22 protein-coding genes are annotated in these 21430 nt (G+C 50.2%); 21 read left to right on the forward strand and 1 reads right to left on the reverse strand.

The features are described from left to right. Positions 1 to 21: 21 nt before the first annotated feature. The 18 genes from AC15IQ_RS12130 to AC15IQ_RS12215 all read left to right on the forward strand — a co-directional run bounded on the left by AC15IQ_RS12130 (position 22) and on the right by AC15IQ_RS12215 (position 18317). The gene (locus tag AC15IQ_RS12130) at positions 22 to 1785 is read left to right on the forward strand and encodes an adenine deaminase C-terminal domain-containing protein (protein WP_483179416.1); all 1764 of its coding nucleotides are present in this window, start codon (positions 22 to 24) and stop codon (positions 1783 to 1785) included. 314 nt (positions 1786 to 2099) lie between these two features. Continuing rightward, positions 2100 to 4745, forward strand: a complete 2646-nt coding sequence (locus AC15IQ_RS12135; protein ID WP_483179417.1) for a valine--tRNA ligase — start codon at positions 2100 to 2102, stop codon at positions 4743 to 4745. A 29-nt stretch (positions 4746 to 4774) separates the two neighbouring features. Continuing rightward, positions 4775 to 6034 carry a bifunctional folylpolyglutamate synthase/dihydrofolate synthase gene (locus AC15IQ_RS12140; RefSeq protein WP_483179418.1) on the forward strand — a complete coding sequence of 420 codons (1260 nt, stop codon included), beginning with the start codon at positions 4775 to 4777 and terminating at the stop codon, positions 6032 to 6034. 103 nt (positions 6035 to 6137) lie between these two features. Continuing rightward, on the forward strand, positions 6138 to 6770 hold the full coding sequence (locus AC15IQ_RS12145) for a DUF47 domain-containing protein (RefSeq protein ID WP_483179419.1): 633 nt from the start codon (positions 6138 to 6140) through the stop codon (positions 6768 to 6770). Continuing rightward, positions 6763 to 7752, forward strand: a complete 990-nt coding sequence (locus tag AC15IQ_RS12150) for an inorganic phosphate transporter (protein WP_483179420.1) — start codon at positions 6763 to 6765, stop codon at positions 7750 to 7752. The genes AC15IQ_RS12145 and AC15IQ_RS12150 overlap by 8 nt, the downstream gene beginning before the upstream one ends. 96 nt (positions 7753 to 7848) lie before the next feature. Beyond that, a complete protein-coding gene (locus AC15IQ_RS12155; RefSeq protein ID WP_483179615.1) occupies positions 7849 to 8478 on the forward strand; it encodes a redox-sensing transcriptional repressor Rex in 630 nt (209 codons plus the stop codon). Between the two features lie 140 nt (positions 8479 to 8618). Further along, positions 8619 to 8885: a DUF4321 domain-containing protein gene (locus tag AC15IQ_RS12160; RefSeq protein ID WP_483179421.1), complete on the forward strand. Its 267-nt coding sequence runs from the start codon at positions 8619 to 8621 to the stop codon at positions 8883 to 8885. 17 nt (positions 8886 to 8902) lie between these two features. After that, positions 8903 to 9514, forward strand: coding sequence for a Maf family protein (locus AC15IQ_RS12165; protein WP_483179422.1), 612 nt, complete (start codon positions 8903 to 8905; stop codon positions 9512 to 9514). Continuing rightward, complete coding sequence (gene radC, locus AC15IQ_RS12170) at positions 9489 to 10175, forward strand: RadC family protein (RefSeq protein ID WP_483179423.1); 687 nt, start codon at positions 9489 to 9491, stop codon at positions 10173 to 10175. Before AC15IQ_RS12165 ends, radC begins: the two co-directional genes overlap by 26 nt. Before the next feature lie 21 nt (positions 10176 to 10196). Then, positions 10197 to 11219: a rod shape-determining protein gene (locus tag AC15IQ_RS12175; RefSeq protein ID WP_483179424.1), complete on the forward strand. Its 1023-nt coding sequence runs from the start codon at positions 10197 to 10199 to the stop codon at positions 11217 to 11219. A gap of 5 nt (positions 11220 to 11224) precedes the next feature. Next, positions 11225 to 12082, forward strand: a complete 858-nt coding sequence (gene mreC / locus AC15IQ_RS12180) for a rod shape-determining protein MreC (RefSeq protein ID WP_483179425.1) — start codon at positions 11225 to 11227, stop codon at positions 12080 to 12082. Between the two features lie 3 nt (positions 12083 to 12085). Next, positions 12086 to 12589: a rod shape-determining protein MreD gene (gene mreD, locus AC15IQ_RS12185; RefSeq protein WP_483179426.1), complete on the forward strand. Its 504-nt coding sequence runs from the start codon at positions 12086 to 12088 to the stop codon at positions 12587 to 12589. After that, a complete protein-coding gene (locus AC15IQ_RS12190) occupies positions 12590 to 14665 on the forward strand; it encodes a penicillin-binding protein 2 (RefSeq protein ID WP_483179427.1) in 2076 nt (691 codons plus the stop codon). Positions 14666 to 14813: 148 nt separating this feature from the next. Continuing rightward, positions 14814 to 15428, forward strand: a complete 615-nt coding sequence (gene minC, locus AC15IQ_RS12195; protein ID WP_483179428.1) for a septum site-determining protein MinC — start codon at positions 14814 to 14816, stop codon at positions 15426 to 15428. A 14-nt stretch (positions 15429 to 15442) separates the two neighbouring features. Further along, positions 15443 to 16240 carry a septum site-determining protein MinD gene (gene minD / locus AC15IQ_RS12200; protein ID WP_483179429.1) on the forward strand — a complete coding sequence of 266 codons (798 nt, stop codon included), beginning with the start codon at positions 15443 to 15445 and terminating at the stop codon, positions 16238 to 16240. An 11-nt stretch (positions 16241 to 16251) separates the two neighbouring features. Next, positions 16252 to 16554, forward strand: coding sequence for a cell division topological specificity factor MinE (minE, locus tag AC15IQ_RS12205; RefSeq protein WP_483179430.1), 303 nt, complete (start codon positions 16252 to 16254; stop codon positions 16552 to 16554). 185 nt (positions 16555 to 16739) lie between these two features. Then, positions 16740 to 17876 carry a rod shape-determining protein RodA gene (gene rodA / locus AC15IQ_RS12210; RefSeq protein ID WP_483179431.1) on the forward strand — a complete coding sequence of 379 codons (1137 nt, stop codon included), beginning with the start codon at positions 16740 to 16742 and terminating at the stop codon, positions 17874 to 17876. A gap of 30 nt (positions 17877 to 17906) precedes the next feature. Further along, positions 17907 to 18317 (forward strand): YkvA family protein, encoded by a 411-nt coding sequence (locus AC15IQ_RS12215; protein WP_483179432.1) that lies wholly within the window; start codon positions 17907 to 17909, stop codon positions 18315 to 18317. Positions 18318 to 18471: 154 nt separating this feature from the next. Here the strand turns inward: AC15IQ_RS12215 and AC15IQ_RS12220 are convergent, their stop codons facing one another. Continuing rightward, entirely contained in the window at positions 18472 to 18957 is a 486-nt protein-coding gene (locus tag AC15IQ_RS12220; protein ID WP_483179616.1) for a transposase, read from the reverse strand. Between the two features lie 72 nt (positions 18958 to 19029). On the opposite strand from AC15IQ_RS12220, the gene AC15IQ_RS12225 reads away from it, so the two are divergent. From AC15IQ_RS12225 to AC15IQ_RS12235, 3 genes are all read left to right on the forward strand, one after another. Continuing rightward, positions 19030 to 19821: an REP-associated tyrosine transposase gene (locus tag AC15IQ_RS12225; protein ID WP_483179433.1), complete on the forward strand. Its 792-nt coding sequence runs from the start codon at positions 19030 to 19032 to the stop codon at positions 19819 to 19821. 165 nt (positions 19822 to 19986) lie between these two features. After that, positions 19987 to 20556, forward strand: a complete 570-nt coding sequence (locus AC15IQ_RS12230) for a peptidoglycan DD-metalloendopeptidase family protein (protein ID WP_483179434.1) — start codon at positions 19987 to 19989, stop codon at positions 20554 to 20556. After that, entirely contained in the window at positions 20557 to 21426 is an 870-nt protein-coding gene (locus AC15IQ_RS12235) for a site-2 protease family protein (RefSeq protein ID WP_483179435.1), read from the forward strand. It begins immediately after the preceding gene. Positions 21427 to 21430: the final 4 nt, after the last annotated feature.

Raw genomic sequence — 21430 nt, forward strand, 5'->3', positions numbered from 1 at the left:
AGGTCGTGGAACACAACTATCATGCAGAATCTGCTAGATGTATCACGCGGATTATCAGAGGCTGACTATTACTTTACCAACGGCATGATGCTGGATGTATATAATGGAAGAATTATAGAGACTAATCTTGCTGTTAAGGGGCAGCGAATCGCTTATCAAGGTTCGTCTCACGATATGGTCGGGAGCAATACCATCGTAATTGACCTAGAGGGGAGAATCATGGTTCCGGGCTATATAGAGGCCCACGCCCACCCTTTTCAATTGTTTAACCCCTTGGCTTATGCTGATTATGTAATTTCTCTGGGTACCACCTGCTCAATAAATGACGATGTCTTGTTTATGCGTTTTTTACCTTATGATAAAATTATTGCCATAATCGAGAAGTTCGGCGAGCACCCGGTTAAGATGCTTTGGAGTGCCCGATTTGACCCTCAGACCTTCAGCTTGCATGAACCCACGATATTTCCCCAAGAAACCGTCAGCCAGTTGATACGACATCCTTGGTTTGCTCAGGTGGGAGAAATAACTGATTGGCCTGCGTTGCTTGAAGGTAATCAAGCCATGCAGCAATGGATGGTAGAGGCTGGCTGGCTAGGTAAAAAGGCCGAAGGCCATGCCCCCGGGGCTTCAGACCGCACCCTTAATCCGTTGGCAGCAGCTGGTATTACAGCCTGCCATGAATCGATAACCTCTGAAGATGTTCTGCTAAGGCTGCAGATGGGAATGTATGCCACCTTAAGGAATTCATCAACACGGCTTGACCTTGCCAGTATAGTGAAAGGCTTAATGAAACATCAAAACATAGCCTGGGAAAGAATAATGATGACCACCGACGGCCCTACCGCACCAGCGTTTAAAGATGGCTTTAATGATGCCTTGATTAAAATTGCCATCGAAAATGGTATGCCTGCTATTCACGCTTATCAACTCATGAGCAGAAATGCAGCTGTATATTTAGGCCTGGATAATGAGATCGGCGGACTTGCACCAGGGAGGATTGCAGATATCCTGGTTCTTGATGATCTTGAACATCCGACCCCCAGGCAGGTCTTTGCTGATGGCAGGTTGGTTGCTGAAAGGACCGATGAGGAGGTAATAGTTCATTATCCATCATTGAGTATAGACTGGGCTGAAATGAAGAACCAGGCTGTTAAAAGACCAAAAGAGAATTTTGATGCCATCTGGCTACAGCCTCTGGTTGATGACAATAAAACCTTCCCGGTAATGAAATTGATCGATCCTGTGATTACTAAACGCATTGACTATGAGCTGGGAAAAGAAATTCAGGTAAGTGGCAACCGACTATGCATTTCGCGTGAATCGGGGCTTTGTTATGTCGCCCTTCTCGCTCGTAATTTCCGCCAAATTACCCATGGTTTTATTGAAGGTTTTGCTACGAAACTGGATGCTATAGCAACATCTTACACCGGTTCGTTGGATATACTTACAGTCGGTCAAAATCCAAGCGCAATGCTTCAAGCTTTACGACGCGTGCAGGAATTGGGAGGTGGAATCGCGGTAGTAAACGAAGGAAAAATAGTTGCGGAAATATCACTGCCACTGGTTGGCTTTATGTCAGAACAACCAATGCAGCATGTTATTCACGATGCGATTAAAATCGAAAACGCTATGCTGGACATGGGTTATCCCTTCCATGACCTATTCTATACCCTGCTTTTTATAACTTCCACACACCTACCTGAGATACGTCTTACTCCAGAGGGAATTATTGATGTGAAGAGAAGGCAATTATTAAGGCCCTCGCACCCCTTTACAGTGGATTAAAACTGGTAATCTATTAGTATTGATATCTAGAAGTAAAGAAGAGTTTGGTAAGAAAGTGCAAACCATCGGTAGCGGTGGTTTGTTTTAGATTATCATAACCTGGTTTGCAAGTCGTCCTTGGCACCACCCTATAGGAGCTATGTCTGGGTTGACCCCAGTAAGGCAATAATCCCTGATACGGAAGTCATGTACTGCTCTGCCATGATTTTGGCCTTATCAGTTGCGCTGTAGGGATGATATTCAGTAAAATTGACATTATACAGTCAGAAATTAAAAAATTCGAGCCTGGTGATTAGAACGGAGGAGGTTATCATATGTCAGAGGGACATGATATGCCCAGTGTGTACAACCCCGGGGCGGTGGAAAAGAAGTGGTATTCATATTGGGAAGAGAAAGGTTATTTCACCCCTTTCCCTGATTACAGCAAAAAGCACTTTTCAATCGTTATGCCGCCTCCCAATGTCACTGGTGCTCTTCATCTCGGCCATGCCATGGATATCACTCCACAGGACATCCTCACCCGCTGGCGGCGTATGCAGGGGTACAATGCTCTCTGGGTCCCCGGAACCGACCACGCTGGCATCGCCACACAGGCCCGGGTGGAGGAGTCATTGGCTAAGCAGGGTATATCCAAACATGATCTGGGGCGTGAGGGATTTCTGGAAAAGGTGTGGGAATGGAAACACCTGTACGGCAACCGTATAACCAGCCAGTTGAGGCTGATGGGGGCTTCCTGCGACTGGAGCAGGGAACGCTTCACCATGGATGAAGGCTGCTCCCGGGCAGTGCGTGAGGTGTTTGTGAGCCTTTTTGAGAAAGGCCTGATCTATAAAGGGGATTATATAGTAAACTGGTGTCCCCGCTGCCATACCGCCATTTCAGATATTGAAGTCGAGCATGAAGACACCGTCGGCAAGCTGTGGTACATTAAATATCCCGTAAAGGACAGTGACGATTATATCGTGGTAGCAACTACCCGACCGGAGACCATGCTGGGTGACAGCGGGGTGGCAGTGCATCCCGAGGACAGCCGTTATCAGCATATGGTAGGGCGTCAGGTGGTTTTGCCGCTTATGGACAGGTTGATTCCCGTAGTTGCGGATAGTTACGTTGATCGTGAGTTTGGGACCGGTGCGGTGAAGGTCACTCCGGCTCATGATCCCAACGATTTCGAAATGGGCCTGCGCCATGACCTGGCCCAGATCGCGGTTATGGATGATTATGGCGTTATGAATGAGAATGCCGGGGTCTACCAGGGATTGAGCCGTGATGAATGCCGCCAGCGGGTGGTGGAAGACCTGACCCGGGGAGGTTATCTCTTAAAAATTGAAGAACATCAGCATGCGGTGGGGCATTGCCAGCGCTGTGACACCGTCATAGAGCCGCTCATTTCCACGCAGTGGTTCGTTAAAATGAAGCCCCTGGCCGAACCGGCCATTGAGCGCGTTCTAGCCGGTGAGATCCGCTTCGTCCCGGAACGATTCACCCGCATTTACACCAACTGGATGGAGAATATCCGCGATTGGTGCATCAGCCGGCAGTTGTGGTGGGGCCACCGCATTCCGGTATGGTACTGCCAGGATTGCGGTGAAGTGATCTGCAGCCGTACTGATCCCTCTGCCTGCACGCAGTGTCAATCATCTAGCCTGGTGCAGGACGAAGACGTCCTGGATACCTGGTTTTCCAGCGCCCTGTGGCCCTTCTCCACCCTGGGCTGGCCTGATGACACCCAGGATTTGCGCTACTACTATCCCACCAGCGTTCTGGTCAGCGGGCGCGATATCATATTCTTCTGGGTGGCCCGGATGATCTTCTCCGGCATCGAACAGACCGGCAAAGCTCCCTTCTCGGTGGTCAATATCCACGGACTGGTATTGGATGGGCTGGGAAGGAAAATGAGCAAGTCTCTGGACAACGGCATCGATCCCATCGAGGTGATTGAGAAATACGGGGCCGATACCCTGCGCTTCTCCCTGACTACCGGGGTAACCCCGGGAAACGATGTGCGTTTCAACTGGGAGAAGGTGGAGAATACCCGGAACTTCGCCAACAAGATCTGGAATGCCTCCCGCTTCGTAATGATGAATTTGGATGGTTATAAGCCGATGGATATAGATGAGAATGATCTCACCTTGGCGGACCGTTGGATCATTTCAGAACTTACTGCCCGGTTGGGGGACATAACCGCTCACCTGGAAAAATTTGACCTGGGTGAGGCCGCCCGTGAACTGTATGAGTTTATCTGGGATGAGTTCTGCGACTGGTACATCGAACTGGTCAAACCGCGCCTGTTTGATCGCAGTCAGGAACAGAGCCGCCTGGTAGCGCAGAATGTGCTGGTCAAGGTGTTGCTGGATATACTGCGTGCTCTGCATCCCTTCATGCCCTTTATCACCGAAGAGATCTACCAGCATCTTCCCGGCCACCATGAGACTATTATGCTGGATGCCTGGCCAGCGGGCACTACAGTTTGGCCAGACGACGTCAGGGATATGCAGTTGCTTATGCAGATGATTCGTTCCATCCGCAACATCAGGGCGGAGTTTTCGGTCAACCCGGGGACCCCGCTGCAGGTTGTGGCGGTGGTTGCCGACGAGGGAGTCAGGAACATGCTGACTGCTAATCGTGGTCTGATGGAAGACATGGCCAACCTGCAGGAAGTGCAGGTCGTAGCCCAATTGGAGCACAAGCCCCGGCAGGCTGCGGCCAGTCTGATGGCTGAAGCCGAGTTGTATGTTCCCCTGGGTGGGGCTATCGATGTGGATAAAGAGATGCAGCGCCTGCAAAAAGAGCTGAAGACCGCACAGGCTGAAATTGATAAGGCTGATGCTAAACTGAACAATCCCCAGTTCGTGGCCAAGGCTCCGGCAGGGGTCATCGCCAAAGAACAGGGCAAATTGCAGGAAGCTGAGGCTAAAAGAGAGGGGATTATACAACGTCTGCAGATTTTGAAGGGATAATAGCAGCCAAACTGCAGGAATCATGCCAGTTGGGTATAAAGCCAGGACTGGAGAGGATTACTCTGCTGTTAGAGGCTCTGGGTAATCCCCAGCAAGATATTAAGGTGGTTCAGGTAGCCGGCACTAATGGCAAGGGTTCTACCGCACTGATTATTGCCAGGGTATTAACGGCCGCAGGATATCGCACCGGGCGATACAGCTCCCCGCACCTGCACTCCTATTGCGAACGATTTGAGATCGATGACCGGGCTATTTCGCCCGGTCAACTACATGTTTACCTGGAAAAAGTGTTAAAGGCAGCCCGGAGCCTTTCTACGCATGATTTTCCCAGCGAGTTTGAAATATTGACCGCCATCGCCTTTCTCTTCTTCAAAGAAGAGGGAGTTGATATCGCGGTCTTGGAAACCGGCATGGGCGGAAGCTATGATGCCACTACAGCCGCCTTGCCTTGTCTGTGCGTAATCACCTCGATAGACTATGATCACATGGCCTTTTTGGGAGAAACCCTGGCGGAGATCGCTGTTAACAAGGCCGGGATCATAAAGCCGGGTGTTCCGGTGGTAGTAGGCAAAATGGAGGCTGAAGCCCGGCAGGTCATCGAAGCTCGGGCCGGTGAGCTAAACAGTCCGGTGAGGGAATGCTGCCGGACCCGAATTGCTGTCGCTGGTCCTCAGGACCTCAGCGGGCAATGGGTGGATATAAAGGCCGGCCAACATCAACTGGAAAAGGTTTGGTTGTCGCTCCCAGGCCGTTTTCAGCTGGGTAATTTAAGCTGTGCCTTGACCGCTCTGACTGAATTGGAAAAGATATCGTTTGTTGTAACCGACGAATATATTAAATCAGCACTGGGTAAATTGCATTCAACAGGGCGCTTAGAAGTGCTCAGCCACGATCCCCTGATAATATGTGATGTGGCTCACAACCCTCAGGCAGCCCGGGCGCTCGATCAAGCTCTTAAAGAACTCCTGCCCGGCAGGGAAAAAGTGCTTCTGGTTGGCATGCTAGACGACAAAGATGCCGCGCAAGTATTGAATATTTTGGGTAATGGCAGTGCCGCGTGCGTAGTCACCAGACCGGCGGGACCGCGCAGCCAAAACTGGAGGCGCTGTGGTGATATTATGCAGCAGTTGTTTCCTGCGGTTCCCTGCACAGTCGAACCAGACATCGCCAGGGCCGCGGAGTTAAGCCGCTCAATACTAGGCAAGGCTGAATATTTGCTGGTGACCGGCTCCTTTTTTGTAATAGACCAGGCCCGACAGTATCTGTTATCTGGACCGCGGGTAATGTAAAACTTTTGTTAAAACCGGCAACTTACCTTAACACATTGTTAACAAAGTTCTATGCGACTAATTGTTATAATTAAACCAGAATTGTATACGGGGAGGTATACAGGTGGTAATAAAATTGAAACCGCGGGAAGAAAAATTCTTTAACTATTTTGATGAAATCGCTGAAGCCATCTGGGAAGCAGCTGACATATTAAAGGATTATCTCGAGCATCAAAGCGATCCCGTAAGCAAACTGGAAATGATCAGCGCAGTCGAAGAACGCGGCAATGATACCATGAGCAAAGTCATGCAACAGATCAACAACTCCTTTGTGACTCCTTTTGACCGGGAGGATATTTTGGCTCTGACGCGGGAACTTACCAATGTATTAGACCACATTCAGGGGACCATGGAGAAAATAGTGATTTACAAAGCAGTCAAGCCGAAGGAATCCTATGTCCTAAAACTAGCTTATGTACTACAGGAAGCGGCTCAGGAGATTAAATCCGCAGTAGCGAAGTTGCCCGATGTAAGAACCAATCACAATGGCATCATCGAGTCCAGTGAGAGGATAAGATCATATGAACACGAGGGCGATTACCTGTATCGCGCAGGCATTGCCCTTCTTTTTGAGAACACCACCAATGTAGTGGACATAATAAAATGGAAAGAGATTTACGAGCATCTTGAAACCACCTTGGACTACTGTGAAAATGTAGGTAATATTCTTAAGGGAATAGCGGTCAAGTATGTCTAGTTTGATATTAATCGGCCTGGTGGTAATCCTGGCTCTGATCTTTGACTTTATCAACGGTTTTCATGACACTGCCAACGCCATCGCAACTTCAGTATCTACAAAAGCCCTTTCTCCGCGGGCGGCTATTGTTGTGGCCGCTACCCTCAATTTTGCTGGTGCCCTAAGCGGCACCGCGGTCGCCAACACCATTGGCAAGAGCATCGTACCACCCGATCTGATCACCCCCTTGGTGTTAATATGCGCACTCATCGGGGCTATTTTTTGGAATCTGTTCACCTGGTACTTCGGCATCCCCAGCAGCTCTTCACATGCATTGATAGGAGGCCTGTTGGGAGCGGTCATCGGTGCTGTAGGTGCGCAGCAGGTACTATGGGGTGGTTTTGGCAGAATTGTGGTGGGACTATTGGCTTCCCCGATAATAGGGCTGGTGGCCGGCAGTGTGGTGATGACAATACTTTTTTGGGTCTTTAAAAACGCTGCTCCGGCAAGAGTTAACAACCAATTCCGCAAACTGCAGATCGTTTCCGCCTGTATGGCCTCTTTTGCCCATGGCAGCAATGACGCTCAGAAGTCCATGGGCATTATCGCTATGGTACTAGTCAGTGCCAGTTTAATACCGGAATTTTATGTGCCGCTGTGGGTCAAAGTATGCTGCGCCCTGGCCATGTCGGCGGGAACCGCCTTCGGGGGGTGGAAGATCATCCGCACCATGGGCGGCAAAATTTTTCGCATTGAACCCATCAATGGTTTTGCCGCTGATGCTACCTCCGCTGCAGTCATATATGGAGCCAGCTTGCTGGGTGCTCCGGTCAGCACCACCCATGTGGTGTCATCTTCCATCATGGGGGTGGGGGCCGCCAAACGCCTTAAAGGAGTGCGCTGGAATATTGCCCGGCAAATCGTCCTGGCCTGGTTTGTGACCATTCCTTCTTCCGCTCTGGTGGCGATAGTGGTGTACAACATTATCAAGATTTTGCTATAATGAGGCTAATCCTGTCTGGAGTTAGTGAAAAAATTCATTATCGCTGGTTATTTTTTGTTAATGGAACACCACAGCCAGCCAAAGGAGTTGGAGTTCTTGAAGGCGTTTAAAATACCTGAAGCCACTGTCATGAGATTGTCGATCTATTCCCGCTATCTGCACCAACTCATGGAAGAAGGCGAGGACACCATTTCTTCCGGGGAGATTGCCAATGGTGTAGGGGTCAGCTCAGCTCAGGTAAGAAAAGACCTGGCCTATTTCGGGGAGTTTGGAACCCGTGGAGTGGGATACAAGGTTTCCGAATTATACTGTCAGTTAATGAAGATCCTGGGTTTGGACCACCGCTGGAATACTATTATAGTCGGAGCCGGCAAACTCGGATCAGCCCTGGCCTTGTATCAGGGATTTTCAGATCGCGGTTTCAATATTTGCGCGATACTGGATGTAAATCCTGACATAATAGGCAATACCCTGGGCGAATTGGAAATCAAATCCCTGCAAGAACTGGCTGCCCTGGTCCTTCAGCATGAGATACAGATCGGGGTCATCGCGGTACCGGCAGCTCATGCCCAGGACGTCACCGATCAGCTTCTGGAGGCTGGGGTCAAAGCCATACTGAACTTTTCCCCACGAGTCTTGAAGGTGCCCCCGGACATCGTTTTACGCAATGTCGACCTGTCGGTCAATTTAGAAATCTTGAGCTTTAATCTGGCCTTGAACCGCTAATAGCTGTCAAAATGGCCAGGGCTGTAAATCATCACAATTGGCGGAGAATGCTCGGAATAAAGAGGCATTCTCCTTTTTTGCTTACCTTGTTTTTGATCAAGGGTAATGCTAAACTTGTAAAGAAGTTATAGGAGGATACAGTGGCTGGTCGCGGCAGATTACAAACTGGATGGCAGATCCTGGCCCTCCTCTTGATACTGGGGGGTATCATCGGGAGTTTTATAGGGGACGCTATAGTCAAAACATGGCCCGCCGGGCAGGTTCTGGGGAGGATGCAAAACCTGGGATTTGCCCCTTTTACGCTTGATTTGAAAATCTTTTCGCTGACCCTGGGGTTGATGTTTAATGTTAGCATTTTCACCCTGTTGGGAATTCTAATCGCCTATGTGTTGTTTAGAAAGTTATAGATGAGAGGATAAAGACCATGCGTGTCGTCCTGGCTTCACAATCCCCCCGACGTAAAACTCTGCTTTCTCTAATTGGCCTGCGGTTCACCTGCAATCCTGCCGATGTAGATGAGAGCCTTAATGATATTCAGGGGGACCCGGTTCAGGCTTGTGCCGACTTAGCCGCCTCCAAAGCCAGGGCGGTGGCCGGTATGGAACCTGATGCCCTTATAATTGCGGCTGATACTATTGTGGTAGTCGACGGACGGGTTCTGGGAAAGCCCGGCGATAGCTCAGAAGCCTTTGCGATGCTGTCATTGCTCAGCGGGCGGGAACATCAGGTGATGACCGGGGTGTGCGTCTTAAACACTGCCACTGGAAGTATACAAACCCGAAGTGAAATAACCCGGGTGCGTTTTCGTAATATTCAGGAAGATGAAATCTGGGCTTATATCGCTAGTGGTGAGCCCATGGACAAGGCTGGCGCTTATGGGGCGCAGGGCTTGGGCGCTGTATTTGTAGAGCAAATCGAGGGCTGTTTTTATAATGTAGTAGGATTGCCACTTCATACCCTGTATTTAATGCTGCAAGAACAAGGCTTACATTTACTGGGGGTGAAAGTGGATGAGCTACAATGCGGTAGGCATTAAGGATCTGCCCGAGGACATGCGGCCCCGGGAGAAACTGGCCCGGTTGGGCGAAGGGCGCCTAGACGACCACGAGTTGCTGGCCATCATCCTGGGCATGGGCACTGCCAGGATGAATGCTTTGGATCTAGCCGAACAGCTAATGATCAAATACAGAACCCTGCGCAAGCTAAAAGAGGCCAGTCTGGAAGAGTTGATGAGCGAGCGTGGTATTGGTCTGGCCAAAGCGGTCAGCATCAAAGCCGCTATCGAAATGGGGCGTCGCCTGGCGTTGTGTCAGGAAAACAAGGCGGTAATAACTTCGCCCGAGGATGTTAAGACATTGGTTATGGAGGATATGCGCTACCTGGACCGGGAACATTTTAAAGTCATTTACCTGGACCGGAAAGGCGGCATCATCGTAGCCGAGGATATATCGGTGGGGGGACTGCACAGTTCCATCGCCCATCCCCGAGAGGTTTTTAAAAACGCCATCAAGCGCAGCGCCGCTGCTATTATTCTGGTTCATAATCACCCTAGCGGCGATCCCAGCCCCAGCAACGAAGATATGGAGACTACCCGGAGACTGGTTGAAGCCGGGCAGATTGTGGGTATAGAAGTCTTGGACCATGTGATAATTGGTGATAATAATTATTGCAGCATGAAATCCCGAGGACTGATATAGCATTATAAGGAGGAAACACATTTGGTTTTCGCTAGAGATATGGGAATAGATTTGGGCACCGCCAATACTCTTGTACATGTCAAGGGTAAAGGTATTGTGTTGACCGAGCCATCAGTGGTGGCTATTCAGAATGACAATGGGCGAGTCCTGGCTGTGGGCGAAGAGGCCAAGCAGATGATAGGCCGCACCCCGGGCAATATCGTGGCCATTCGTCCCATGAAAGATGGGGTTATTGCCGATTTTGACGTTACCCAGGCGATGTTGAAGTATTTTATCAGCAAAGCATTAGGGCAAAAGACGCCTTTTATCAGGCCGAGAGTGATCGTTTCCATACCCACCGGTTGCACCACGGTAGAAGAGCGGGCGGTCCGCGAAGCCGCGTTGGCAGGTGGTGCGAAAGAGGCTTATTTGATTGAAGAGCCCATGGCTGCTGCTATCGGAGCAGGTATGCCGGTGCATGAGCCTACCGGCAACATGGTGGTAGACATAGGTGGGGGTACTACTGAGGTAGCTGTCATTTCTCTGGGGGGCATCGTGACCGCCAGATCGGTGCGGATTGCCGGGGATAACATGGATGAAGCCATCATCCAGCACCTGCGTAAGAATTACAACCTGCTGATCGGAGAACGCACTGCCGAGGACATCAAAATATCGATTGGTTCTGCCCTGTGGGAGGGCGAAGAAGAGAACTACGAGGTGCGGGGCCGAGACCTGGTCACAGGGCTTCCTAAGACCATAAGCATCACTTCCACGGAGATCCAACAAGCGCTGAAGGAGACTGTACAGCATATTGTCGACGGAATCAAGGTCTGCCTGGAGAAGACTCCGCCGGAGCTGGCCGCCGACATTATGGACCGTGGCATCATCTTGGCCGGGGGAGGCAGTTTACTCAAGGGATTGGATAAATTGATCAGCCAGGAAACCAATATGCCGGTATATGTCTGTGAGAACCCGCTTTTAGCAGTCGGTCTGGGGACGGGCAAGGTGTTGGAGAACATAGAAGTATTAAAGAGGGTGCTGGTATCACATAAACGCACCTTATAAGTTGGGTGAGTGGATTGCTTGCAATTTTGCGCAATAAATACCTGTGGCTACTGTTGGCGGCATTTACGGTAGCTTTTCTTGCTATGCACGCCAGCGCTGCAGAGCGGGAGAACATAACCTACCCGGAAAGCGCTATCCGCGAAGGGTTTGCGTTTTTTCAGGGCGGCTTCACCGGGTTTAACCTGAATTTTGCCGATGTGACCGCGGTTTTTTCCAACAAGCGAGAACTGCTGCAAGAAATAGAGACTTTAAAACAACATAATCAGACCTTGACACTGGAAAATCAGGCTCTGACCGAATACCGCGCCGAGGCTCTGCGGCTGCAGAACCTGATCGGCTTCCAGAACGATAACCTGGAGATCTACCGGCTGACTCCGGCCCGGGTCATCGCCCGCAGCCCTAGCACATGGTATCAGTACCTGGTGTTGGATAAGGGCGAAACCGATGGAGTCAGGCGTAATATGGCCGTTATCAGCCCTCAGGGGTTGGTCGGAAGGGTAGCTAGCACCAGCCCTCACACCGCCCAGGTAAATCTCTTAACAGACCGCGAGATGGCGGTGGGGGTGGTTTCCCAGGACAGCCGAGAGACTCGGGGCATCGTTGCCGGGGTGGGCGATGATAATCTCCTGGAGATGGCAAACATCCCCTATTATTCCACCATTAATATCGGAGAGCGAGTGGTGACCTCAGGTTTGTCGGAGATCTATCCCCCGGGCATCGTTATTGGGACCATTCAGGATATAACCGAAGAACCAGGAGGTTTGTTGAAATCAGCAACTGTCAAGCCGGTGGTATCCTTTGACCAGTTGGAAGAAGTCTTACTGATCACCTCGTACCAGGGCGCTCCAGGCGCGAAGGAGTAAAGCGTGCGCTACCTGATGCTGTGCTTGCTGCCAGTTCTGTCATTATTTTTACAGTCGACACTGTTTTCCGCCTATAGTATAAAGAACACATTACCGGACCTGGTCCTGGTATTTGTGATCTTTTATGCGCTTTTAAACGACGCCCGCAAAGCCGCACAATATGGATTCTGGTGTGGACTCTTAGAAGACCTGCTATTGGGTCGGTTTATCGGCATGAACGCGCTGGCCAAAGGACTAACGGGCTATCTCATCGGTGCTTTGCAGGGCAATGTTTTCAAAGAGAATCTGGCTGTAGGCATTCTGTCGGTGCTGATCGGCACGGTGTTGAATTATCTTTTTTTATTTTTTACCAGCCTGGTACTTGGGGTGATGACAGAAGCCGACCGGCAAGTCTTGATCACTCTGTTCTTTCAGGCCAGCTATAATCTTTTATTAGCCACGCCTTTATATGTATGGTACTATAATTCTTCACGGCACGGCTTGCTGCGTCACAATAGGGAGAGGTAAATGAAAACCGAAGAAGTAAGGCCCAGGTTGAAATCATATTCCTACCTGGTGATTGCGTTGCTGACGGTGCTCTTAGTCAGGTTGGCGGTAGTGCAGCTCTTACACAATACCGAATATCAGGCTAAGGCCAAGGAAAACCGGGTGCGCCTGGTGCCCATCAAAGCGGCCCGGGGAGAAATATACGACCGCAACGGCAATGTTATGGCCGCCAGCGAGCTGGTGTATACTCTGAGTTTGAACTACCCGGCTATGACTGATCAGACCGAGGTGGTTTCGCGCCTGGTTTCTCTGCTTCAGCCTGCCTACCCGGAGACCACAGCAGAAATGATAAATGAAAAGATCAACCTGCAAAAAAACCGCCTCTATGAGCCGGTGGTATTGTTGCGCGATATTCCCTGGGAGTTGGTGGTTCAATTGGAGGAACACCGTCAGGAGCTGCCCGGAGTGGAGATCGCGGTGGAACCCCTGCGCAATTATCCCCAGGGGGCTCTGGCCGGCCATGTGTTAGGCTATATGCACTCCATAACCCCCGAGGAAATCGACCAGCAGCAGGATTATAAGTATGGGTTGAGCAGTCTGATCGGCAAATCGGGAGTTGAAAAGCAATACGAGAAGGAACTGCGCGGTCAGGATGGAGCGCGTAATGTGGAGGTCGACTCGCGCGGGCGTCCGGTGCGGGAACTGGTGACTTTAGAGCCCCGCCGGGGCAATAACCTGTATCTCACTTTGGATCAGGACCTGCAGCGAGTAATGGAACAGAGCATGGATAACATGCTGGCCGGATTGCAGCCCAGGCATCCGCGCGCCCGGGTAGCCTCGGCGGTCTTGCTCAATGTCAAGACCGGGCAAATCTTGGCCATGTGCAGTGTACCTGCCATGGTGCCTGATGATTGGAAGGGAAATATCAGCTCACAGCGTGCGGCTTACTATTTTCCCCAGGGTGAGGTATACGACCCCATGAATCCTGGAGCCTTCCTAAACCGAGCCATTCAGGTCAGCTATGCGCCTGGCTCTACCTTTAAGCCGATTACAGGTATGGCCGCATTAGAGACCGGCTTGATGGACCCTGACAAGGAATATGTTAACTGCAAGGGGGCCTATTGGGTAGCACCGTATATTAAGTGCTGGGGGGTGCACGGCAATGTCAATTACTACTCCGGCATGGCGGGTTCCTGTAATGTGTATTTCCAAGAGATGGGCCGCCGTGTAGGCCAGGAGAACATCGTTAAAATCGCCCGGGAGCTCGGTCTGGGGAGCAAGACCGGCGTCGACCTGCCTTATGAAACCGCTGGGCTTTTGCCCACCGCAGAGTGGAAGCGGGAACTGAACGCGGTCCTTACAGATCGTAAATACCAGGCTTTGAAAACGCAAATTGAAGAAAAGTATCAAAATCTATTGGATCAGGCTGCTGATGAGGATTCACGTCGTAAGCTGGAGTCACAAAAAAAGAATGAAATCGCCAAATGGGAAGCTCAGTACCAGATTGACTATAATTTCAACACCAAGTGGCAGGCCTATGACACTTTTAATATGTCGATAGGAGAAGGATATAACGAATACACCGTCTTGCAACTGGCAAATTTCGCTGCTGCGCTAGCCAACGGCGGGCGGCTGATGCAGCCTTACGTGGTGGACCGCATAGTGGCCTCCGACGGGCGGGTCATACAACAGTTCAGCCCCACCCTGCTGCACCAAGTGGCGGTGTCCAGCCGCACCCTGGCTCAGACCAGGCAGGCCATGCTGGCCGTCACCGAACCCGGAGGCACCGGTCACTTTCTCTTCAATAGTTTCCCGGCTCACATCCGGGTGGCTGCTAAAACCGGTACGGCTCAGAATCGGCGTGCTCCTGACGGCTCCTCGCAGAATTACAATGGGGTATTCCTGGCTTTTGCGCCGTATGACGATCCGGAGATCGCCTTCGCCGGGGTGGTGGAGTATGGATACCACGGCAGTGAGTCGGCAGGGTTAGTGGCCCGGGATGTTTTCGAGCAATACTTTGGCATAAAGGACCACCGCCAGTATAATATGAATCAGGAACAAGTTTCCCACAACATGTCGAATATCGCTGTAGACTAATGGCGTAATTTAATGGTGATCAACCGACTAAGATAGGGGTTTTTAGCGCGAAAAACCCCTATCTTGTGTTTTTTCGCTAAAGGAATAAAATGCCACTCATAGAATGATTAGGGAGTAGGACCTGCAACACTGTTAAGGGGGTGGTTGAATGTTGACCGCAGCAAAAGAGATGTTTGTGCAGGATACCATTGATTTAAGCCCCTACCAGCGCTTTAGTGATATGAAACACGGCCTGGACCAGCAGCTGACCCTATTGAAATGCCCTCATGGAACGCAGATTGCGTTGGCTATGGGTAAGCGGCGCCTGACCAACCGTGAACTGAAAGAACTGGAATTGGTGATGTTGTCTCATGGAGTATATCTAAAGGATATAGTCGGCGATGATGGGGAGTCTGCCCGGGATAAGCCGCTCATTGACAATATGCCGCATTACCAGGAAACCATGCTTTTATGTAAAAATGTGCGTTCCGGGCAGAAACTTGCCAGCAGCGGCAATATCGTTATACTGGGTGATGTCAACCCGGGTGCAGAGATTGTGGCTGGTGGCAACATCGTGGTGATGGGGTGCCTGCGAGGCATGGCCCATGCCGGGGCATTGGGTGACCAGAGCGCAGTGATCTCAGCATATCGCCTGAGACCGACTCAATTGCGAATAGCTGACCATATTACCAGACCGCCGGACAACGAAGTAGTATCGGTCAAAAACCCTGAAGTGGCCCGTATAAGAGATGATAAGGTGGTTATTGAAAAGTTAAAAATATGATTGGAGGCTTGGGGATGAAGAGTAGGGTTCTGGTTGTAACTTCCGGAAAAGGCGGGGTGGGCAAGACTACTACTACCGCTAACTTAGGGACAGCTCTGGCTATGATGGGCAAAAAGGTAGTCATGCTGGATACCGATATTGGATTAAGAAACCTGGATGTGGTCCTGGGGTTGGAAAACCGTATCGTGTTCGATATTGTTGATGTGGTCAACGGCAACTGCAAGCTAAAACAGGGTTTGATCAAGGACAAACGCTATGAGGCTCTGTTTCTTCTGCCGGCTGCCCAGACCAAGGATAAGACTGCAGTCACTCCGCATCAGATGAAGAATTTGACCAATGAATTGCGTAATGAATTTGACTTTATCCTGGTGGACTGCCCGGCTGGTATCGAGCAAGGCTTTCGCAATGCAATAGCCGGTGCTGACGATGCTATCGTAGTGGCTACTCCAGAAGTATCCTCGGTCAGGGATGCCGATCGTATCATCGGTCTGCTGGAAGCGGCGGGACTGGGCAAAAGCAAACTGATCATTAACCGCCTGCGCAGTAAGATGGTGAAGCGCGGCGACATGATGGATATTGAAGACATCATGGATATTCTGGCCATTGATCTGTTGGGAGTGGTTCCTGAAGACGAAACCATCGTGGTTTCCACCAATCGCGGCGAACCAGCCGTATTGGAGACTGCTTCCCGTGCCGGGGGGGCTTATCGGCGTATTGCACGACGGGTCATGGGAGAGACCGTACCCATAGAAACCGAGAATACTGACAACCTGGTCGATAAATTCAAGAGAATGCTGAAACTGGCTAGATAGGGGGGAAGGGCATGGCATTACTAGATGTATTAGGCAGAATCTTCTCCAAGGACAACACCTCCAGCAAGGAAGTAGCCAAAGAACGCCTGCGTCTGGTGCTGGTGCATGATCGCAATACGATTTCTCCTGAATATCTCAACCTAATTAAGGAAGATTTACTTAAGGTCATCCGCGAGTATTTGGAGATAGATGAAGAAGCTCTGCAGGTCAATCTGGCCAATGAGGACTCAGCCTTCGCCCTGGTAGCCAATATACCGGTGAAGGGATTTAAACGCACCCGCATGGCTGAGGTGCAGGGTTCATCAATGACATAATTCCTCCTTAAAGTAAGTCCTTGAGCTTCTAACGTCCGACAAGGCCCGGGCCGCCCACCCCGGGCTTTGTCATTTCTGCAGATATGGGCTGTTTGTAATCGGGCGCAATGGGGGGAGTGCCGCCTTGATTTGAGGGTGGACAGTAGTTTTTGCTGCATTCTATAATGGTCAGGGAGGGTTTAAATGTGGACCAAAAAAGGTTGAAATTTGTGGATCGCCCTTTCCTGCTGAGTTTGGCCGCCATCCTGGTGATGGGGATGGTCATTCAGGTAAGTGCCAGCAGCGGGATATCCAGCGATCCTTATTATTTCATAAAGAAACAACTGGTGATGGTCGCTATCGGCCTGGTGGGGATAATAGTCATCGTCCGCTACGATTACCTGGAACTGAAGAGCATAAGCTTTTTGTTGTATGGTCTCTCCGTGCTTATGCTGGTAGTGGTATTGCTATTTGGTGAAGAAGTGCGGGGCACTACCGGATGGATCTCTATTGGCCCCTTGCCGCCGCTGCAGCCCGCCGAGTTCACCAAAGTGCTTTTAGTGCTGGCATTTGCCGACTTTTTACAGCGCCGTCGCCAAGATTTGAACAACCTGGCTGGGATGCTGCCCTGTTTTGCATTCATGGGGGTGCCATTTGTATTGATCATGCTCCAGCCCGACCTTGGAACGGCCCTGGTTTACATTGCTATTACTTTTATCATGATGTATGTGGCCGGCGCCAATCAGCGCATTTTGCTATTTATCTTTTTTGGTGCGCTGGCTTTGATTGGGTTAGTCTTGTTCTTGCACTTTCAGTTTGACATGTGGATTCCGTTAAAGGACTATCAATTAAAGCGCCTGATCGTGTTCATAGATCCATACAACGACGGCATGGGAGGGCGCGATGCCGGCTGGAACACCATTCAGTCACTAGTGGCCATCGGGTCGGGAGGCTTCAGCGGACAGGGGCTTTTTCAAGGCAGTCAGGTACAGCTCAATTTTTTACCTGAACATCATACTGACTTCATCTATGCGGTCATCGGTGAAGAATTGGGCTTTATAGGTGCAGGTCTAGTCTTGTTGTTGTTTGGACTGCTTCTTACTCGGGCGGTGTATATAGCTTACACTTCCCGCGAACTGTACGGAGCGTTACTAGTAACCGGGATTTCTGCCATGTGGCTGTTCCACATATTTGAGAATATCGGCATGTGCATCGGTATAATGCCGGTGACCGGGATACCACTGCCTTTCATCAGCTATGGGGGTAGTTCCATGCTGACCAATCTGCTGGCGGTGGCACTTATACTGTCAGTGAATGTGCGGGGTAAGAAAATTGTATTCTGAGCATGACACGAATAAAAAGGAGGGACTGCTATGGCTTATGAAAATCTGGATGCCCAAACGATGGGGCGGGAGCGGCATAGTAACGCGGCGCAGGAAATCATACATTTTGTGCCCAACCTCTTAAAAATGGTATATCGGCTGCTAAAAGACGAAGGGGTGAGCCATGCCGACCGCCTCATGCTCTTGGGCACAGCCGCCTATGTGCTGTCTCCCATGGATTTTTTGCCTGATATGATCCCGGCCCTCGGTCAAGTTGATGATGTCCTGCTCTTAGCACTGGTTTTGAAGAGACTGATGAACAGCGTATCTTACAATCGCCTGGAATCCTACTGGGACGGCAGTGAACCTTTACTGAGAATGCTGGACCGGGTCCTCGACCTGTCGCGACACCTCATACCCTCCAACGTATACAATAAAGTGGTAAAAAGATCCCGCCGCTAAAACAGGCATGAACAGGCATGGGCACAGGCATGGGCAGGCATGGGGACGGCAGACCGTGTGAGAACTTTCGATGAGATCCCAAAACTACGTGATAGGTTTTACTGGTCATTTAGTATTACTAGTGATATTTTGATAAAAAACAGGCTGGTGCAGTTTATGCTGAGGCCAGCCTTTTTACTATTTCTTCAACTCCCAGAATATTGATTACTCTTCGCATGTTGTAGGCCAACATATGTAACTTGTTTTCCGTATTTACAGACACTAATCCCCTGGTTAAAAAGTAACTATAACCCAAGCCCCTTTTTACGGTTCCATATGGGTGTTCTACGATCATTTGCCTTTGTACATACAGTTTTCGATTTTCCTTGGTCCGGCGGTCTATTTCATCCAGTAATGGCTGGGCTAGGTTGCGGCTAATTGTTCGGCCCTTCTGGGCTTTGGTGCATTGATCCTTTAAGGGGCAGCCCTTACAGGCCCGGTAGTTTTTGTAGGTTCGATATTTTACTCCGTTGACTTCTCTTATTCTGCCTGGATAGAGAATCTCTTTTGCGGGGCATAGGTAAACGTCTTGCTCTTGGTCATATTGGAATTTGTCAGCTTGAAAGTCGGTGTTGGCTATATTACCGGTAAATCTCGACAGGCATGGGGACGGTTCTTTTGCCTGCTAAACCATAAACCATATTAAGATACAATAAGTGTATCGGAGGTGGGAATGATGCCAAGGCAGTCAAGGCAATTAAGTGGCACAGGTGTTTATCACGTGATGCTTCGGGGGAATGAGCGTAAGAACGTATTCCAAGACGAAGAGTATAAACAGCGGTTTTTGGATGGCATAGAGGCAAAAGGAAAAGAAGCCGAATTCGCAGTCTATGCTTACTGTATAATGGACAATCACGTTCATCTGCTAATAAATGTCAAAGGCCAAGAATTGGCATCAATTATGAAAGGCATAGCAGTTCGCTATGCTACTTTTTATAACTGGAAACAAAGTCGGGTCGGGCATGTCTTTCAGGATCGTTTCAAGAGTGAACCTATTCAAGATGATCGGTACTTGCTATCGGCTGTGAGGTACATCCACAACAACCCGGTCAAGGCCAGGATGGTAGACAAACCGTCTGATTATCGCTGGAGCAGCTATTCTGAATATTTCAAGCCGCAAGGTCGAGCTTGGTTAGAAACAGAATTTGTATTAAGTATCATTACCGATAATAGGAACATAGCGCTCAAGGAATTTGAACGTTTCTCGTTACTGGTTGATAATTCAACGTTTATTGATATTGAAGATGAAAAGGCTATCCGAACAATTGAGGAAGGACGGGCTCATCTTACGGATTATTTGGGAGAGCAATACAACGGTTTGGCAATTGATCAGATAAAAAAGGATAGACAAAAACAAACTGAGATAATCCGATACCTGCGAACTAATACAAGATTATCACAACGGGTGATTGCTTCACTTCTCGGTATCGACAAAAGTGTTGTAGAGAAAGTCAAAACTGACTAGCAGAACAGGCAAAAGAACCGTCCCCATGCCTGAAAGAACCGTCCCCATGCCTGAAGAACCGTCCCCATGCCTGTGCCGGTATACAGATGGCATACATTTCGGTTGGCTTTTATATAATGTAGCATTACTGTTTGGTCTAGGTCAGGCAAAAAGGGGGTCAAGCCGGTGCTGGGGAGTTTTAAAGTAAGATTATTAGTAGTTATAGCTATTGTTGCCCTGGTGGGGTACTCACTGCAGTCTGGGAATTGGAGCAGGAACTTGGTGGAACCAGTCCTGCGGGTGATCCTCTACGAAGATCAGCTGGCCAATCAGGTTCTGGCCACCATCAACGAGCGTTTATCCGGCCATCAGGTAAGTCCTGCGGCTTCAGATCAAGTGCTACAGTTGCCCAGTGCTTATACCGGTGTAGTGCGCTCTTTTGGTAATAGTTGGGATGCCAGCCAGAATAAAGCGGTATTGTTCCCGGGTGTGCTCCTGAGGGTTAATAACAATTCGCCGGTGAAACCGGTGCTGCCTGGCAAGGTCGACATGGTGCAGGGGGAGGCCGGGCAGTATAAGGTGCGAATTGAACACGAACAGGGGCTCATTTCTGAATATGGGCAGCTGGATCGGGTTTTAGTGCGCGCCGGGCAGATGGTTTCCAAAGATACCGTCATCGGGCGCAGCGGCAGTCAGCTTTATTTCGCCATCGATTCCCCGCAGGGACCGCTGGATCCAGGCCATCTGTTTCCATAAATGATTCCGCTAGCGAGGCTTGCCGGCACCATTTATCGCATCCACTGGCTGGTATTGGCCTTGATCGGCCTGGGGGTATACCTGGGCCAGGGGAGGCTTTTACTCCTGCTTATGGCAGCGCTTTTTCTTCATGAAATGGCCCATGTGATAGCTGCCCGGGCCTTGGGTATTAAGATGACGGCGGTTGAATTGACCCCTTTTGGCGGGCAGGCCTACATCGAGGATTTTACCGGGCTGGAGCCAGATAAGGAATTCTTCATGTCCTTGGCCGGCCCGCTAGCCAGTCTTAGCCTGGCTGCTTTTTTTTATTCTGTACCTACCGGAATGGATACTGAGACCAGTCTGTGGCTGGTGCGCTGCAATCTTTTCCTGGGCCTTTTCAACTTACTGCCGGCGCTCCCCATGGACGGGGGCCGGGTCTTGCGTTCCTGGCTGTCCCCCTTGATGGGATTTAAGCGCGCCACTCGCCTGGCTGCTTTCATGGGTATGGCATGTGCTCTGGCTATCATTGGGCATGGATTTTACTACGCCCAGGAGACTGTCCTCATGGCCCAGGAAATAATGGCCGGGCTGATTCTGTTCTGGTTTGCGGTGCGGGAGAGCCGTTTTCTGGCTTACTCCTTCATGCGTTACCTGATTCATAAGAAATCGGAGTTAAACCGCCTGGGGCTGCTGGAATCCAGGCAGTTGGTGAGCTCCTGGAACACTCCGCTCAGCAGCCTGCTCAAAGACACCCGGCCCAAACACTATTTGATCGTGGTGGTACTGGATGATTCCCATCATGTGGACGGGGTGTATACCGAAGCCGAAATAATCGAATGCTTTATGGAAAGAGGACCTGCCGCAACCTTGCGGGAATGCAGATTTTGAATTC

The organism is Syntrophomonas sp. DTU019 (assembly GCA_913757435.1).
Lineage (GTDB): Bacteria > Bacillota > Syntrophomonadia > Syntrophomonadales > Syntrophomonadaceae > DTU019.

Excerpts from the sequence above, each read along its gene's own strand:
- minE (WP_483179430.1), top strand. The coding sequence starts at position 16,252 with ATGGCATTACTAGATGTATTAGGCAGAATCTTCTCCAAGGACAACACC.
- AC15IQ_RS12150 (WP_483179420.1), top strand. The coding sequence starts at position 6,763 with ATGTCTAGTTTGATATTAATCGGCCTGGTGGTAATCCTGGCTCTGATC.
- minD (WP_483179429.1), top strand. The coding sequence starts at position 15,443 with ATGAAGAGTAGGGTTCTGGTTGTAACTTCCGGAAAAGGCGGGGTGGGC.
- AC15IQ_RS12135 (WP_483179417.1), top strand. The coding sequence starts at position 2,100 with ATGTCAGAGGGACATGATATGCCCAGTGTGTACAACCCCGGGGCGGTG.
- AC15IQ_RS12215 (WP_483179432.1), top strand. The coding sequence starts at position 17,907 with ATGGCTTATGAAAATCTGGATGCCCAAACGATGGGGCGGGAGCGGCAT.
- AC15IQ_RS12130 (WP_483179416.1), top strand. The coding sequence starts at position 22 with ATGCAGAATCTGCTAGATGTATCACGCGGATTATCAGAGGCTGACTAT.
- AC15IQ_RS12235 (WP_483179435.1), top strand. The coding sequence starts at position 20,557 with ATGATTCCGCTAGCGAGGCTTGCCGGCACCATTTATCGCATCCACTGG.
- minC (WP_483179428.1), top strand. The coding sequence starts at position 14,814 with ATGTTGACCGCAGCAAAAGAGATGTTTGTGCAGGATACCATTGATTTA.
- AC15IQ_RS12165 (WP_483179422.1), top strand. The coding sequence starts at position 8,903 with ATGCGTGTCGTCCTGGCTTCACAATCCCCCCGACGTAAAACTCTGCTT.
- AC15IQ_RS12190 (WP_483179427.1), top strand. The coding sequence starts at position 12,590 with ATGAAAACCGAAGAAGTAAGGCCCAGGTTGAAATCATATTCCTACCTG.
- AC15IQ_RS12225 (WP_483179433.1), top strand. The coding sequence starts at position 19,030 with ATGATGCCAAGGCAGTCAAGGCAATTAAGTGGCACAGGTGTTTATCAC.
- radC (WP_483179423.1), top strand. The coding sequence starts at position 9,489 with ATGAGCTACAATGCGGTAGGCATTAAGGATCTGCCCGAGGACATGCGG.